Consider the following 14,493-nt stretch of genomic DNA (forward strand, 5'->3'; position numbering starts at 1 on the left):
GGGTGGGGTGGCTTTATTTACTTGCCCGCGCCACCCATCCCGCCCAGCGGCTTGCCGTTGACCTTCAGGGCACTGTCGCTGAACTCGACCTGCGCGGTGACGTCGTCGCCGTCGCGCTTCACGAAGCCGTTCTCCTCGCCCTGCTCGACCAGGCCGGCCACCATTTCGGGCGGGGGCGTCTGGCCGCTCTCGGCGCCGGTCTCGGCCAGCTTCTCGAGCCACTTCATGGGCAGCCGCGCGTGGGCCTTGAGCACGCCGCGCTTCATCATCAGCGCCGTGCCGGGCAGCTGCAGGTCTTCGTCGGTCACGCCGGCCATGCCGACGGAGTAGCCGAGCTCGGCGCGCTTGCCGTCGATCTCGACCAGCAGCTTGTCGATGCCGGCTTCAGGGGCGTACTTGGCCATGGCCTTGAGGTCGGGCGCGAGCTGTTCGGCCAGCGCCTGCATGGCCGCCTGGGAGGCCTTGCTGCCGCCCTTGCCGCAGCCGCTGGCGGCGCTGGACTGCATCCAGGCGTCGGCCAGCTTCTTGTAGCCGGCGGCGTGGATGCGGCGTCCGCCGCTGGTCAGCTCGAACTTGTCGATCTTCGTCTCGCCGATCTTGCCGGTGCCCTTGAGCGTGGCGCTGGAGGCGTAGAGGCCGTCCTTGGTGCTCGCGTCGCCCACCAGGTCGATGTTCTGGAGCAGGACGGTGGGCAGGGCCTTCGGTGGTTCCGAGCCGTCCTCGGCCGCCTTCTTCTTGACGGCGAATTCCAGGGAATCGAGCCGGCCCTCGCTCTTGCCGGTGGCCAGCATCCAGCCGGCGCTGCTGTCCATGTCGGCCTTGGCGACGAGCTTGCCCATCTTCACGGTCACGCCGCTCTTTGTCTCGCTGAAGTCCAGGCCGGGCATCGTCAGGTCGTAGCGCGCCTGGGTGCGGGCGGCGTTGACTTCGACGCGGGCCTGCAGGCCCTGCCAGTCGAGACGGCCCTTCCCGTCCTCGGCCAGCTTGGCGGGCGCGACCTTGAAGTCGGTCGTGAAGGCGCCGTCGAAGCCGACCTTGGTGCGGGCCGACACGGGCTTGGCCTCGCCGAAGAGCTTCTTGACCTCGGCCTGCGCCTTGGCGTCGAGCACCAGTTCGCTGTCGATGGTGGCGGCCGCCAGCGTGCCGCCGGCCAGCGGGCCGTGGTGGATGGTGTCGCGGATGGTCAGGCGCAACTGCTTCGGCGGCTTGATGGCGGGGGTGTCGTCTTCCTCGCCGTCTTCCTTTTCCTCTTCCTCGGCGGCGGCCGGCTGGCTGGCGGCGGTATCGGCCGCGCAGCCGATTTCCAGCGTGACGGTGCTGACGGCGCCCAGGAAGCCGCGCTCGTACTTGCGCTCGGTCACGCGCACCAGCGCGGTCTGCTTGGGCAGCTCGTCCAGCGCGGTGTCGTAGCGCGACTTGATCTGCGAACCGGCCCACCAGGTGCTGCCGCCGTAGGCGACGGCGATGGCCGCGGCCAGGACTCCCAAAACTGCTTTCTTGTTCAAGGCTTGTGCTTTCTTGTGTCTGTCTTGCGATTGATCGGAATGATCGGATAGGCCCCCTGCGCCATATGGACAAAGGCCGGGGCCCGCGCGCCACCCCCTCCGGCGGCGCCGGGCGATGCTAACGGAGTCGGACTGCGCGCCGGAACATGTCCCGCGACTTCGAGTTCTCTATACAATCGCGCGCCTGTTTCGCAAGCCACGTCCGGTTCCAAGGGACAAGATGTGACTTCCGGCACGGGGCGCCGTACGTTTCTGGCGGGCTTTCGGGGGTATAACCCCGGGGTTCGCCACTTGGCGGGCACCCCGACAACGGGGGCCTGTGCGGTCTGATGGCCGCAAGGGGCTCTCATGGGAGGAGACACCCAGTGAAAGCGCGTTCCAGTTCGTCCAAGGAGCCAGTCACCGTGAAGAAACCCGCCGCCAAGGCCACGCCAGCAACCAAGCCCGCCGCAAAGAAGGCGCCGGCTGCGAAGCAGGCTGTACCCGTGGCCAGGAAGGTTTCCGCCGCAGCGACCAAGGAGAAAAGCGCGCCGTCCAAAAAGCCCGCAGCACCACCGGTAAAGGCCGTGACCGCTGCGACAAAGAAGTCCGCCAAGCCTGCAACTGCCGCCACGAAGACCGCGGGCGCGGGCCCATCGTCATCCAAACCCGTCGGCCGTCCTGCGGCTGTTTCCTCTGTCCCCCCGATCCCCATGAAAAAAACGGCTGCCGCCTCCACTTCCGCCCCGGCGACACCCTCGATGCCCGCTCAAACAGCCACGCCCGCTCCCGCCGCGCGTGGTGGCCGCGTGTCCCGGCTGTCGCAACTGACCGTCCCCTCGATGCCGCAGTCGGTGGCATCGACGGCCGCCAAGTCCACTTTCTCGCAAAGCCATTCCAACGCGCTGGTGCCCCCGCCGCCCCTCGCCATCAAGAAAGACCCGAAACTGGCCAACAACTGGAAAACCAAGTCGCCCGCGGAACTGAGCGATGCCGAAGTCATCGCCATGCCGGACGACGAGTACATGAACGAAAAGCAGATGGCGTTCTTCCGCCTGAAGCTCGAAGAACTCAAGCGCGGCATCCTCGAGAACGCCGGCGAGACCACCGAGCACCTGCGTGAAGACACGGTGGTCGTGCCCGATCCGGCCGACCGCGCCACCATCGAGGAAGAACATGCTCTCGAGCTGCGCACCCGCGACCGCGAGCGCAAGCTGCTCAAGAAGATCGAGCAGTCGATCCAGCGCATCGACGCCGGCGACTACGGCTACTGCGACGAAACCGGCGAGCCCATCGGCGTCGGCCGCCTGCTGGCCCGTCCGACGGCCACGCTGTCGCTCGAGGCGCAGCAGCGCCGCGAACTCAAGCAGAAGATGTTCGGGGACTGAAACACGCACAAGGTAGATAAAAGCCAGCGTCTTCGATAGCCTTCGCCGAATGCCAAAGGAAGATTCGGGCCGCCTTTTTTCCAAGGTGGCCAAGTTTGTCCGCAATCCCCTGAAGGATTGGTCGGAGTTGGATGCGCCTTCCTCATCCACTTCGGCCTCGGACTCCTCGCTGCCCGCGCAGACCTACAGCCGGGAAATGCTGAAGGAGATGATCGAGCGGCGCCAGCGCAACGACTTCGTGCGCCGGCGCGAGTTCGACATGCTGCGCAAGCTGCGCCAGCGCGAAGCCGCCGCGCATGCCTTCGAGGCGACGGTCACACCGTCTTCCTTCAACGTCAACAGCACCTCCGAGAAATCGGAGGGCCGCGCGCTCACGCTCAAGAAGATCGACGAGATCGAGCAGCAGATGTCGCAGCAGTGGTGGAAGGGGCGTGGGCCGAACGGAGAGGTGCTGGTCAACCAGCCGCCCGAGGCAGGTGCCGAGACCCTGCCGCCGGTGGATACCGACGAGCTGCTGTCCGAGCCCGCTCCGCCATCGCTGCAGGTGGAAGCGGCCCAGGGTGACGACGATGCCCCCGCTGCTCCGGCCGTGGCGGCCGGCGTGCCGCTGCTGTCGTCGCGCCTGGCGCACGACGGCGCGCTCGAGGAGGCGGTGATTCGCTTCGCGCACGGCGACGACACCGGCGCCGAGGCGATCCTGCTGCAGGCGCTGGCTTCTCCTCCCGACAGCGTGTCGCCCGCCGAAAGCCCGGCCGACGCGGCCTCCGAGCGCGACGACAACCGCTGGCGGGCGCTCTTCGACCTTTACCGCGCGACCGGCGATGCCGCCAAGTTCGCCGCCGCCCGCATGCGCTATGCGCAGCGCATGCGGCGCATGGGCCCCGACTGGGTCTCGCTCGAGGAGCTGGCGCGCAGCGTCAAGGCCGTCGCCGCGAGCGAGGAGGCGGCCGGCGTCGCCGAAAGCGGCGCTCCCGCCGACTGGGTCTGTCCCGCGCGCCTGGCGCGCGAGGGCCTCATGGATCTCACCCGGGCTCTCTCGAAAGCCGGCTCCGTGTGGACGCTCGACTGGCGCGGCCTTCATGCCATCGAGCCCGAGGCTGCCGCCCCGCTGCGGGTGCTGTTCGCCCACTGGGCCGATTCGCCGGTGCAGCTGCGCTTCATGGGATCGGCTCAACTGCTGGCCGTGCTGTCCGAGGCCGCGCCCAACAACGAGCGCGGCACCGACGACATCTGGTGGCAGCTGCACCTGGCGGCGCTGCGCATGATGCACCTGCCCGACGACTTCGAGCTGGTGGCGCTCAACTACTGCATCACCTACGAGGTGTCGCCGCCTTCCTGGCAGGACCCGAAGGGCGAATGCACCGCGCTGGCCGCGCCGCCGGCGAGCAGGCCCAGTTCGGTGTGGTCGCTGCTGTCGGTCGGTGGCGATTCCGAGAGCTTTCCGTCCACCGACAGCGGTTTTGCCGCGCTGGCGGGCGACCTGCGGGGCGAGTCGCTGTCGAGTTGGCAGCGGCTGGACAACGACCTGCGCCACACCACGGCACCCGTCATCTCGTGCGCGGCCCTGCTGCGCATGGACCTCGCCGCCGCGGGCACGCTGCTGAGCTGGGTGCGCACGCGCGACGCCAACGGCGAGCGCGTGCAGTTCGTCGACGTGCACCGGCTGGTTGCCGCGCTGTTCAACCTGGTAGGCATTGCCGATCATTCGACAGTGACGGTTAGGAAAAACTAAAACCCGCGCCGCCTTGCGGCGGTTGCATTGCCGCCGCGCACCCCCAGATGGCTGCGATGGAACAGTTTCACGGCACCACCATCGTGAGCGTGCGCCGCAAGACCCCCCAGGGCGACCAGGTCGCCATCGGCGGGGACGGGCAGGTCACTCTCGGCAACATCGTCATCAAGGGCACGGCGCGCAAGGTGCGCCGCCTCTATCACGGCAAGGTGCTTGCCGGCTTCGCGGGCGCCACGGCGGACGCCTTCACGCTCTTCGAGCGCTTCGAGGCCAAGCTCGAGAAGCACCAGGGGCACCTGACCCGCGCAGCGGTCGAGCTCACCAAGGACTGGCGCACCGACCGTGTGCTGCGCAAGCTCGAGGCCATGCTCGCCGTGGCCGACGCCACCACCTCCCTCATCATCACCGGCAACGGCGACGTTCTGGAGCCCGAGGACGGCGTGATCGCTATCGGCTCCGGCGGCGCCTATGCCCAGTCGGCGGCCAAGGCGCTGATCGAGAACACCGAGCTTTCGGCCGAGCAGATCGTGCGCAAATCGCTGGCGATCGCCGGAGAAATCTGCATTTACACGAACATGAACCACACGGTGGAAGCGCTCTGACCATGTCCATGACCCCCCAGGAGATCGTCTCCGAGCTCGACAACCACATCGTCGGCCAGCCGGCCGCCAAGCGCGCCGTGGCCATCGCCCTGCGCAACCGCTGGCGCCGCCAGCAGGTCGACGACAAGCTGCGCCACGAGATCACGCCGAAGAACATCCTCATGATCGGCCCCACGGGCGTGGGCAAGACCGAGATCGCCCGCCGCCTCGCACGCCTGGCCGACGCGCCCTTCATCAAGGTCGAGGCCACCAAGTTCACCGAGGTGGGCTACGTGGGCAAGGACGTCGATTCGATCATTCGCGACCTGGCCGAAATCGCCGTCAAGCAGACCCGCGAGGCCGAGAGCGTGAAGGTGCGTGCGCGTGCCGAGGACGCTGCCGAGGAGCGCATCCTCGACGTGCTGCTGCCTGCGGCGCGCGGCGCCGACGGCACCTCCGCCGCGACCGACTCCAGCAACGCCACCCGCCAGGCCTTCCGCAAGAAGCTGCGCGAGCACCAGCTCGACGACAAGGAAATCGAGCTCGACCTCGTCGAGGCCCGTGCCCCGCTCGAGATCATGGGCCCGGCCGGCATGGAGGAAATGACCGAGCAGCTTCGCGGCATGTTCGGCCAGCTCGGCGGCGGCAAGCGCAAGACGCGCAAGCTCAAGATCGCCGAGGCGCTGCGCCTCCTGACCGACGAGGAGGCCGCCAAGCTCGTCAACGAGGACGAGATCCGCACGCAGGCGATCGCCAACGCAGAGCAGAACGGCATCGTCTTCATCGACGAGATCGACAAGGTCGCCACCCGCAGCGAAGCCCAGGGCTCCGACGTGTCGCGCCAGGGCGTGCAGCGCGACCTGCTGCCGCTGGTGGAGGGCACGGCCGTCAGCACCAAGTACGGCGTGGTTCGCACCGACCACATGCTGTTCATCGCGAGCGGCGCCTTCCACCTGAGCAAGCCCAGCGACCTCATTCCCGAGCTGCAGGGGCGCTTTCCGATCCGCGTGGAGCTGCAGTCGCTCTCGGTGGCGGACTTCGAGAGCATCCTCACGCAGACCCGCGCGTCGCTCGTGAAGCAGTACCAGGCGCTGCTCGCAACCGAGGGCGTGACGCTCGAATTCACGCCCGAAGGCGTGAACCGGCTGGCCACCATCGCCTTCGAGGTGAACGAGCGCACCGAGAACATCGGCGCTCGCCGTTTGTCGACCGTGATGGAGCGCCTGCTGGATGAGGTAAGCTTCGACGCGACCCGCCTCGAAGGGCAATCGATCCGCATCGATGCCGCCTATGTCGACCAGCGCCTTGCGGCACTAAGTCACGACGAAGACCTTTCGCGCTTCATCCTCTGAAGCCGCTTCTCCTCCCCCTGTAACGGGGGAATCCTTCACGCATCACTTTCACTGCGTGAGCTAAGTACTTCATTTTCAACGAAATTCGCCGATTCCAAGGATTTGGAATCGGCGCTAAGTCGTTGATTCCATTACAAAAAATAGCCCATACGGCCAGTTGCTTCCGAAGTGTTTCCTGCTACAGTGCAAAAAAGTGCAGTTAAGTGGGAAAAAGTGCGAGTAGTGCCCCTTTCGGGTGCCGCAGCACTCCCAACACAGGGGTTTCGTGGTCGTGTTTCAAGGCGCTTCATCGCTCAGTCTGGATGCCAAGGGGCGGCTCTCCGTGCCGACCCGGCATCGTGACGTCCTGAGCGCGACGGCAGGCGGCCAGCTCACGATCACCAAGCATCCGCACGGATGCCTGATGGTGTTCCCCCGTCCCGAATGGGAGAAATTCCGCGAGCGCATCGCCGCGCTGCCGATGTCGGCGCAGTGGTGGAAGCGCGTCTTCCTGGGCAACGCCATGGACGTCGAGATGGACGGCACCGGCCGCATCCTCGTGTCGCCCGAACTGCGCGCGGCCACCGGCATCACGCGCGAGACGCTGCTGCTGGGCATGGGCAACCACTTCGAACTCTGGGACAAGGCCACCTACGAGGCCAAGGAGGCCGAGGCCACCCAGGGCGAGATGCCGGACGTATTCCAGGACTTCGCGTTCTGAGGGGCACCGTGAACACGCCCTGGACCCACACGACCGTCTTGCTCGGCGAGGCGGTGGAAGCTCTTCTTTCCGGCAGCACCGCGGCCACCGGCACCTACGTGGACGCCACCTTCGGACGGGGAGGGCACGCGCGCGCGATCCTCGCGCGGCTGGCGCCGGAAGGCAGGCTCATCGCATTCGACAAGGATGCGGAAGCAGTGGCCGAAGCAGCGCGCATCTCGGATGCGCGTTTTTCCATCCGCCACCAGGGATTCCGCTCGCTGGGCGAACTGCCCGACGCGAGCGTCGCCGGCCTGCTGATGGACCTGGGCGTGAGCTCGCCGCAGATCGACAACCCGGTGCGCGGTTTCAGTTTTCGTTTCGACGGCCCGCTCGACATGCGCATGGACACCACGCGCGGCGAGAGCGTGGCCGAGTGGCTGGCAACGGCCGAACTACAGCAGATTGCAGAGGTGATCCGTGACTATGGCGAAGAACGGTTTGCTGTTCAGATTGCAAAGGCGATTGTTGCTCGCCGACAAGAACGGGGCCCAGTTTCAACCACCGCCGAACTGGCCGAGCTCGTGGCTGGCACGGTCAAAACCCGCGAGCCGGGCCAGAACCCTGCAACGCGCACATTTCAGGCTTTTCGGATTTTCATCAACGCCGAGCTTGAAGAGCTGCAACAGGCGCTAGAAGCCAGCCTCTCGGTGTTGAAGCCCGGCGGACGGCTCGCGGTGATCAGCTTCCACTCGCTCGAAGACCGCATCGTCAAGCAGTTCATCGCCAAGCACTCGAAGGAGGTCTACGACCGCCGCGCGCCGTTCGCCGCGCCCAAGGCCATGAAGCTGCGCGCACTGGAGCGCATCAAGCCCTCGGAGGCCGAGGTGAGCGGCAATCCGCGAGCGCGCAGCGCCATTCTGCGAGTGGCAGAACGCACGGAGGCCGACTGACATGGCCCGCGTGAACCTGCTCCTTCTGATGGCCGTCATTGCGACGGCTTTGTACCTTGTGCACACCCAGTACCTGTCGCGCCAGCTCTATACCGAGCTCGACCGCGTGCAGCAGGACGCCCGCCGCCTCGAGACCGAGCGCGACCGCCTGCAGGTCGAGAAGCGCGCACAGGCCACGCCGCTGCGCGTGGAAAAGCTCGCCAAGGAGCAGCTGCAGATGCGCACCACCTCGCCGGCGATCACGCAGTACGTGCGCCCCGACGGCTCGGTGATTCCTGCCGTCGCCCCGGTGGCGCCGATGCCGGCCACCACGACCAAGCCGGCAGCCCAACCGGCGGCCAAGCCGGCCACCGCAGCGAGGACCGCGCGATGACCCGGGGCAACCGCAGCGTGCGCTACACCACCAGCCCCTTGCTTGCGAGCAAGACGCCGGTTTGGCGCAGCAAGCTTATCGTCGCCGGCATCGCCTTCGGCTTCCTTGTGCTGGCCGGCCGCGCGGCCTACGTGCAGGTCATCGGCAACAGCTTCTTCCAGCGGCAGGGCGAAGTGCGCTTCGCGCGCACGCTGGAACTGCCGGCCAACCGCGGCCGCATCCTCGATCGCAACGGGCTTATCCTGGCCTCCAGCGTGGTCGCGCCCAGCATCTGGGCCATTCCGGAAGACATCGAGCGCGACGACCCCGAGGTCCGCGCCAAGCTCAAGCAGGTGGCCAAGCTGCTCGAGATGCCGCAGAAGGACTTCGACAAGAAGCTGGAAGACGAGGACAAGACCTTCGTCTGGATCAAGCGCCAGGTCGACGAGCCCATCGCCAAGCAGATCGCGGCGATGAACCTCAAGGGCATCTACCAGCGCAAGGAATACAAGCGCCAGTACCCCGAGGGCGAGGCCGCCGCGCACGTGGTGGGCTTCACCAACGTGGAAGACAACGGCCAGGAAGGCATCGAACTGGCATTCAACAAGGACCTGGCCGGCAAGGCCGGGTCGCGCCGCGTCATCAAGGACCGCCTGGGCCGCGTGGTCGAGGGCGTGGGCGAGACCGTGCCGCCGCTGGACGGCAAGGACATCCAGCTCAGCGTCGACAGCAAGGTGCAGTTCTTCGCCTACCAGAAGCTGCGCGACGCCGTGACCGCGCGCAAGGCCAAGGCCGGCAGCGTGGTGGTGCTCGACTCCGTCACCGGCGAGGTGCTGGCGCTGGCCAACTACCCGAGCTACGTGCCCGACAAGCGCCAGAACCTCACCGGCGAGCAGCTGCGCAACCGCGCGATCACCGACACCTTCGAGCCCGGCTCGACCATGAAGCCGATCACGGTGGGCATGGCGCTGGAGGCCGGCCGCGTGAAGCCCTCGACGCTCATCGAGACCGGCCCCGGCCGCTACCAGATCGGCGGCTTCACCATCAGCGACACGCACAACTACGGCACGCTGACGGTCGAGGGCGTGATCCAGAAGTCGAGCAACGTCGGCGCGCTCAAGATCGCCCAGAAGATGACCCCGCACGAGATGTGGGACACCTACACCGCGCTCGGCTACGGCCAGAAGCCGCAGATCCAGTTCCCCGGCGCGGTGACGGGCCGGCTGCGCCCCTGGAAGACCTGGAAGCCGGTCGAGCAGGCCACCATGGCCTACGGCTACGGCCTGTCGGCGTCGCTGTTCCAGATGGCGCATTCGTACACCGCGTTCGCGCACGACGGCTCGCTCATCCCGGTGACCATCCTCAAGAACTCCGAGCCGCCGGCAGGCGTGCGCGTGTTCTCGCCGTCGAACGCGCTGGCGGTGCGCAAGATGCTGCAGATGGCCGCGGGCCCCGGCGGCACCGGCACGCGCGCGCAGACGGTCGGCTACTCGGTCGGCGGCAAGTCGGGCACGGCCCACAAGCAGGTCGGCAAGGGCTACGCCAGCAACAAGTACCGCGCCTGGTTCACCGGCATGGCGCCCATCGAGAAGCCGCGAATCATCGTCGCCGTGATGATCGACGAGCCCAGCGATGGCCAGTATTTCGGCGGCCTGGCGGCCGCTCCCGTGTTCAGTGAGGTCGTGCAGCAGACGCTGCGCATGATGAACGTACCGCCCGATCTGGCGGTCAAACCGCTTGTGATGACGCAGGGCGTCGACGAGAGCTTCTGAACATGCTGACCTTCACTTCCCCCCAACTGGTCGCCGCCTGGCTGAAGGAGCGCGCGCCGCAGGCCGCGCTGCACGCCGACAGCCGCGCCGTGGGCGCGGGCGACGTCTTCATCGCCTGGCCCGGCGCCGCCACCGACGGCCGCAGGCACGTGGCCGCCGCGCTGGCGCAGGGCGCCGCCGTCTGCCTGGTGGAGCACGAGGGCGTCGAGCCCTTCGGCTTCGATGGTGATGAGCGCATCGTGAGCTACCCCGGCCTGAAGGCCGCCACCGGCCCGATCGCCTCGGCCTACTACGACAACCCCTCGGCCCTGCTCGAAGTGCTGGCCGTGACGGGCACCAACGGCAAGACCTCCACTGCCTGGTGGCTGGCCGAATCGCTTTCCACGCTGCGCGCGGCGGGCGGCGTTCGCGTGATGAAGCCCGACGGCACCATGCAGCGCGACGCGCCGTCGCCCTGCGCGGTGATGGGCACGCTGGGCATCGGCGTGCCGCCCGAGCTGACCTACACCGGCCTCACCACGCCCGACCCGGTGATGATGCAGCGCGAGCTGCGCTCGCTGGTCACGCGCGGATTCGGCGCCTGCGCCATCGAGGCATCGTCCATCGGCATCGCCGAGCGCCGCCTCGACGGCGCGCAGATTTCGGTGGCCGTGTTCACCAACTTCACGCAGGACCACCTGGACTACCACGGCAGCATGGACGCCTACTGGCAGGCCAAGGCCGAGCTGTTCCGCTGGCCCGGCCTGCGCGCCGCGGTGATCAACATCGACGACACGCACGGCGCCAGCCTCTGCGCGAACCTGATCGACGCCGGCATCGGCGCGCTCGACGTCTGGACCGTCTCGGCCGGCGGCAAGCCGGCCCGCCTCGTGGCGCGCGACATCGGCTACGACGCGCAGGGCCTGCAGTTCTCGGTGGCCGAGCACGGCACGGCCTCCGTGGAGCGCCTGTCGACCGGGCTCATCGGCCAGTACAACGTGTCGAACCTGCTGGGCGTGCTCGGCACGCTGCGCGCGCTGGGCCTCACGCTGGCGCAGGCCGTGGCCGCCTGCGCCAATCTCACCAGCGTGCCCGGCCGCATGGACCGCGCGGGCACCGGCGAAGGCGCTCCGCTGGCCGTGGTCGACTACGCCCACACGCCCGATGCGCTCGACAAGGCGCTGATCGGCCTGCGCCCGCTGGCCAGGCAGCGCGGCGGCGCGCTGTGGTGCCTGTTCGGCTGCGGCGGCGATCGCGACCCGATCAAGCGCCCGATGATGGCCGCCGTTGCCGAGCGCCAGGCGGACCGCGTGATCGTCACCAGCGACAACCCGCGCAGCGAAAAGCCCGACGCGATCATCAGCCAGGTGCTGCGCGGCTTCTCACGCCCCGACGCGGCGCAGGTGCAGCCCGACCGCGCGGCCGCCATCGCCGACGCGATCGCGCAGGCCGCGCCGCAAGACGTCGTGCTCATCGCCGGCAAGGGCCACGAGGCCTGGCAGGAAATCGCCGGCCAGCGCATCGAGTTCTCGGACAAGGCCCATGCGCTGCAGGCGCTGGCGAAGCGAGGAGCAGCGGCATGAGCGCTACCACGACCGCGCCCCTCGACATCACCCTGGCCCGGATCCAGCAATGGATTCCGGGTTCGCGCTTGGTGGGCGACGGCTCCATCGTCATCGCCCGCGTGCACACCGACACGCGCACGCTCGCGCCCGGCGACCTGTTCGTTGCGCTCAAGGGCGAGCGCTTCGACGCCAACGATTTCCTCGCCGAGGCGAAGAACCAGGGTGCGGTGGCCGCGATCGCGCACCACGGGCTCGAAGCCGCGGGCCTCGCCGGCCTCGAAGTGCCCGACTCGCTGGTCGCGCTGGGCGCGCTGGGCGCGGGCTGGCGCGCGCAGTTCGACCTGCCGCTGATCGCCGTGACCGGCAGCAACGGCAAGACCACGGTCACGCAGATGATCGCGGCGGTGCTGTTCGCCTTCCGCGCCGAACGTGCGTTGGCTACTGCCGGCAACTTCAACAACGAGATCGGCGTGCCGCTCACGCTGCTGCGCCTGCGCGCGCAGCACCAGCGCGCGGTGCTCGAGCTGGGCATGAATCATCCGGGCGAGATCGCGCGGCTGGCGGCCATCTCGCGCCCGACCATCGCGCTGGTCAACAACGCGCAGCGCGAGCACCAGGAGTTCATGGCCACCGTCGAGGCGGTGGCCATCGAGAATGCCGCCGTGTTCGCGGTGCTGCCGGAAGACGGTACGGCCGTCTTCCCCTACGGCGACGAATTCACCTCGCTGTGGACCGACATGGCGCACGACGGCGGCTCGCGCCGCTGCCTGACCTTCGGCGAGCACGAGGACGCCGACGTCTCTCTGCTGCGCGCCGAATGGAAGCAGGGCGCCTGGGCCGTGGGCATTCGCACGCCGGTGGGCGACTTCGATGCGCGCCTGCACATCGCGGGCCGGCACAACGTCGTCAACGCGCTCGCCGCCACGGCCTGCGCGCTCGCGGCGGGCGTGTCGCTGGAGACCATCGGGGCCGGCCTGTCGGTCTTCGAGCCGGTCAAGGGACGTTCGCGCGCCAGCGAGATCGCTCTGCCCGGCGGCCATTCGCTCACGCTGGTCGACGACAGTTACAACGCCAACCCCGATTCCGTGATCGCCGCCATCGACGTGCTCGCGGCCCTGCCGGGCCCGCGCCTGCTGGTGCTCGGCGACATGGGCGAGGTGGGCGACCGCTCGCCCGAGTTCCACGCCGAGGTCGGCGAGCACGCCCGCCAGCGTGGCATCGAGTCCGTCTATGCGCTGGGCGCCGCCACCGCGCACACCGTTGCCGCCTTCGCCGGTGCCGACGGACGCCATTTCCAGGAGTTCGACGCGCTGAGCGCGGCCGTGCTCGCGCGCCTGCCGCAGGTCGGCAGCGTGCTCGTGAAGGGATCTCGCTTCATGAAGATGGAGCGCGTGGTGCAGGTCGTCGAGCAGGCACAACAACAACCACAACAACAAGAGGAGGGCGGCCATGACGCATGAGCCGCGCGAAACCACATGCTGCTGACACTGGCCCAATGGCTGCAGACGCTGTCGCCCGAGTTCGGGTTCCTGCGCATCTTCCAGTACCTCACCTTCCGCGCGCTGATGGCCGCGTTGACGGCGCTCGTGGTCGGCCTGGTGGCCGGCCCCTACGTCATCCGCCGCCTCGCCGCGCTCAAGATCGGCCAGCCGGTGCGCGGCTACGGCATGGAGACCCACCTCACCAAGAGCGGCACGCCCACCATGGGCGGCGTGCTGGTGCTGTTCTCCATCGCGTTCGCCACGCTGCTGTGGTTCGACATCTCCAACAGGTTCGTGTGGATCGTGCTGTGGGTCACCATGGGCTTCGGCGCCATCGGCTGGGTGGACGACTGGCGCAAGGTGGTGCGCAAGGACCCGGAAGGCATGCGCTCGCGCGAGAAGTATTTCTGGCAGTCGGTGGTGGGACTGATCGCGGCCTTCTACCTGCTCTTCAGCATCTCGGAGAGTTCCAACTGGCGCGTGGTGCAGCTGTTCTTCGCGTGGGTGCAGTCGGGCTTCGACCTCGACTTCCCGCCCAAGATCAACCTGCTGGTGCCCTTCTTCAAGGAAGTGAGCTATCCGCTGGGCGGCATCGGCTTCGTGATCCTCACGTATCTCGTGATCGTGGGCGCGAGCAATGCCGTGAACCTGACCGACGGCCTCGACGGTCTGGCGATCATGCCGGTGGTGATGGTGGGCTCGGCGCTGGGCGTGTTCGCCTACGTCACGGGCAGCGCGGTGTACTCCAAGTACCTGCTGTTCCCCAACATCCCGGGCTCGGGCGAGCTGCTGGTGTTCTGCTCGGCCATGGCCGGCGCGGGGCTCGCGTTCCTGTGGTTCAACACGCATCCGGCGCAGGTGTTCATGGGCGACGTGGGCGCGCTGGCGCTCGGCGGCGCGCTGGGCACCATCGCGGTCATCGTGCGCCAGGAGATCGTGTTCTTCATCATGGGCGGCATCTTCGTGGTCGAGGCGATTTCGGTGATGGCGCAGGTCACGTACTTCAAGTACACGAAGAAGCGCTTCGGCGAGGGCCGTCGCGTGCTCAAGATGGCGCCGCTGCACCATCACTTCGAGAAGAGCGGCTGGCGCGAGACGCAGGTCGTGGTGCGCTTCTGGATCATCACGATGCTGCTGTGCCTCGTGGGCCTTTCGACGCTGAAGCTGCGGTGAAC

12 protein-coding genes are annotated in these 14,493 nt (G+C 67.9%); 11 read left to right on the forward strand and 1 reads right to left on the reverse strand.

Annotated features, from left to right (window positions below):
* Nucleotides 1-17 precede the first annotated feature (17 nt).
* The gene (locus SFB74_RS05305; RefSeq protein ID WP_432729722.1) at nt 18-1,505 is read right to left on the reverse strand and encodes a YdgA family protein; all 1,488 of its coding nucleotides are present in this window, start codon (nt 1,503-1,505) and stop codon (nt 18-20) included.
* A 740-nt stretch (nt 1,506-2,245) separates the two neighbouring features.
* Between SFB74_RS05305 and dksA the strand changes: the two genes are divergently transcribed.
* From dksA to mraY, 11 genes are all read left to right on the forward strand, one after another.
* Complete coding sequence (gene dksA / locus SFB74_RS05310; RefSeq protein ID WP_093196966.1) at nt 2,246-2,872, forward strand: RNA polymerase-binding protein DksA; 627 nt, start codon at nt 2,246-2,248, stop codon at nt 2,870-2,872.
* A gap of 49 nt (nt 2,873-2,921) precedes the next feature.
* A complete protein-coding gene (locus SFB74_RS05315; protein WP_432729723.1) occupies nt 2,922-4,604 on the forward strand; it encodes an STAS domain-containing protein in 1,683 nt (560 codons plus the stop codon).
* A 56-nt stretch (nt 4,605-4,660) separates the two neighbouring features.
* Complete coding sequence (gene hslV / locus SFB74_RS05320) at nt 4,661-5,206, forward strand: ATP-dependent protease subunit HslV (RefSeq protein WP_007832466.1); 546 nt, start codon at nt 4,661-4,663, stop codon at nt 5,204-5,206.
* Nucleotides 5,207-5,208: 2 nt separating this feature from the next.
* Entirely contained in the window at nt 5,209-6,537 is a 1,329-nt protein-coding gene (gene hslU / locus SFB74_RS05325; RefSeq protein ID WP_432729725.1) for an ATP-dependent protease ATPase subunit HslU, read from the forward strand.
* Nucleotides 6,538-6,808: 271 nt separating this feature from the next.
* Nucleotides 6,809-7,237: a division/cell wall cluster transcriptional repressor MraZ gene (gene mraZ / locus SFB74_RS05330; RefSeq protein WP_081270207.1), complete on the forward strand. Its 429-nt coding sequence runs from the start codon at nt 6,809-6,811 to the stop codon at nt 7,235-7,237.
* Between the two features lie 8 nt (nt 7,238-7,245).
* Nucleotides 7,246-8,169, forward strand: coding sequence for a 16S rRNA (cytosine(1402)-N(4))-methyltransferase RsmH (gene rsmH, locus SFB74_RS05335; RefSeq protein WP_432729726.1), 924 nt, complete (start codon nt 7,246-7,248; stop codon nt 8,167-8,169).
* Nucleotide 8,170: 1 nt separating this feature from the next.
* The gene (gene ftsL, locus SFB74_RS05340; protein ID WP_432729727.1) at nt 8,171-8,542 is read left to right on the forward strand and encodes a cell division protein FtsL; all 372 of its coding nucleotides are present in this window, start codon (nt 8,171-8,173) and stop codon (nt 8,540-8,542) included.
* Nucleotides 8,539-10,293 carry a peptidoglycan D,D-transpeptidase FtsI family protein gene (locus tag SFB74_RS05345; protein ID WP_126021416.1) on the forward strand — a complete coding sequence of 585 codons (1,755 nt, stop codon included), beginning with the start codon at nt 8,539-8,541 and terminating at the stop codon, nt 10,291-10,293. The genes ftsL and SFB74_RS05345 overlap by 4 nt, the downstream gene beginning before the upstream one ends.
* A 2-nt stretch (nt 10,294-10,295) precedes the next feature.
* Nucleotides 10,296-11,855, forward strand: a complete 1,560-nt coding sequence (locus tag SFB74_RS05350; protein ID WP_432729728.1) for a UDP-N-acetylmuramoyl-L-alanyl-D-glutamate--2,6-diaminopimelate ligase — start codon at nt 10,296-10,298, stop codon at nt 11,853-11,855.
* Nucleotides 11,852-13,297, forward strand: a complete 1,446-nt coding sequence (locus SFB74_RS05355; protein ID WP_432729729.1) for a UDP-N-acetylmuramoyl-tripeptide--D-alanyl-D-alanine ligase — start codon at nt 11,852-11,854, stop codon at nt 13,295-13,297. The genes SFB74_RS05350 and SFB74_RS05355 overlap by 4 nt, the downstream gene beginning before the upstream one ends.
* A 15-nt stretch (nt 13,298-13,312) precedes the next feature.
* Nucleotides 13,313-14,491 (forward strand): phospho-N-acetylmuramoyl-pentapeptide-transferase, encoded by a 1,179-nt coding sequence (mraY, locus tag SFB74_RS05360; protein ID WP_019656756.1) that lies wholly within the window; start codon nt 13,313-13,315, stop codon nt 14,489-14,491.
* Nucleotides 14,492-14,493 lie beyond the last annotated feature (2 nt).

This window comes from Variovorax xiamenensis, from assembly GCF_050916385.1.
In the GTDB taxonomy this organism is placed as follows: Bacteria; Pseudomonadota; Gammaproteobacteria; order Burkholderiales; family Burkholderiaceae_C; genus Variovorax.

Bases quoted from the DNA above. Each gene is read 5' to 3' on its own strand.
- dksA (WP_093196966.1), top strand. From the start codon at position 2,246: ATGCCCGCTCAAACAGCCACGCCCGCTCCCGCCGCGCGTGGTGGCCGC.
- SFB74_RS05315 (WP_432729723.1), top strand. From the start codon at position 2,922: ATGCCAAAGGAAGATTCGGGCCGCCTTTTTTCCAAGGTGGCCAAGTTT.
- hslV (WP_007832466.1), top strand. From the start codon at position 4,661: ATGGAACAGTTTCACGGCACCACCATCGTGAGCGTGCGCCGCAAGACC.
- hslU (WP_432729725.1), top strand. From the start codon at position 5,209: ATGTCCATGACCCCCCAGGAGATCGTCTCCGAGCTCGACAACCACATC.
- ftsL (WP_432729727.1), top strand. From the start codon at position 8,171: ATGGCCCGCGTGAACCTGCTCCTTCTGATGGCCGTCATTGCGACGGCT.
- SFB74_RS05345 (WP_126021416.1), top strand. From the start codon at position 8,539: ATGACCCGGGGCAACCGCAGCGTGCGCTACACCACCAGCCCCTTGCTT.
- SFB74_RS05350 (WP_432729728.1), top strand. From the start codon at position 10,296: ATGCTGACCTTCACTTCCCCCCAACTGGTCGCCGCCTGGCTGAAGGAG.
- SFB74_RS05355 (WP_432729729.1), top strand. From the start codon at position 11,852: ATGAGCGCTACCACGACCGCGCCCCTCGACATCACCCTGGCCCGGATC.
- mraY (WP_019656756.1), top strand. From the start codon at position 13,313: ATGCTGCTGACACTGGCCCAATGGCTGCAGACGCTGTCGCCCGAGTTC.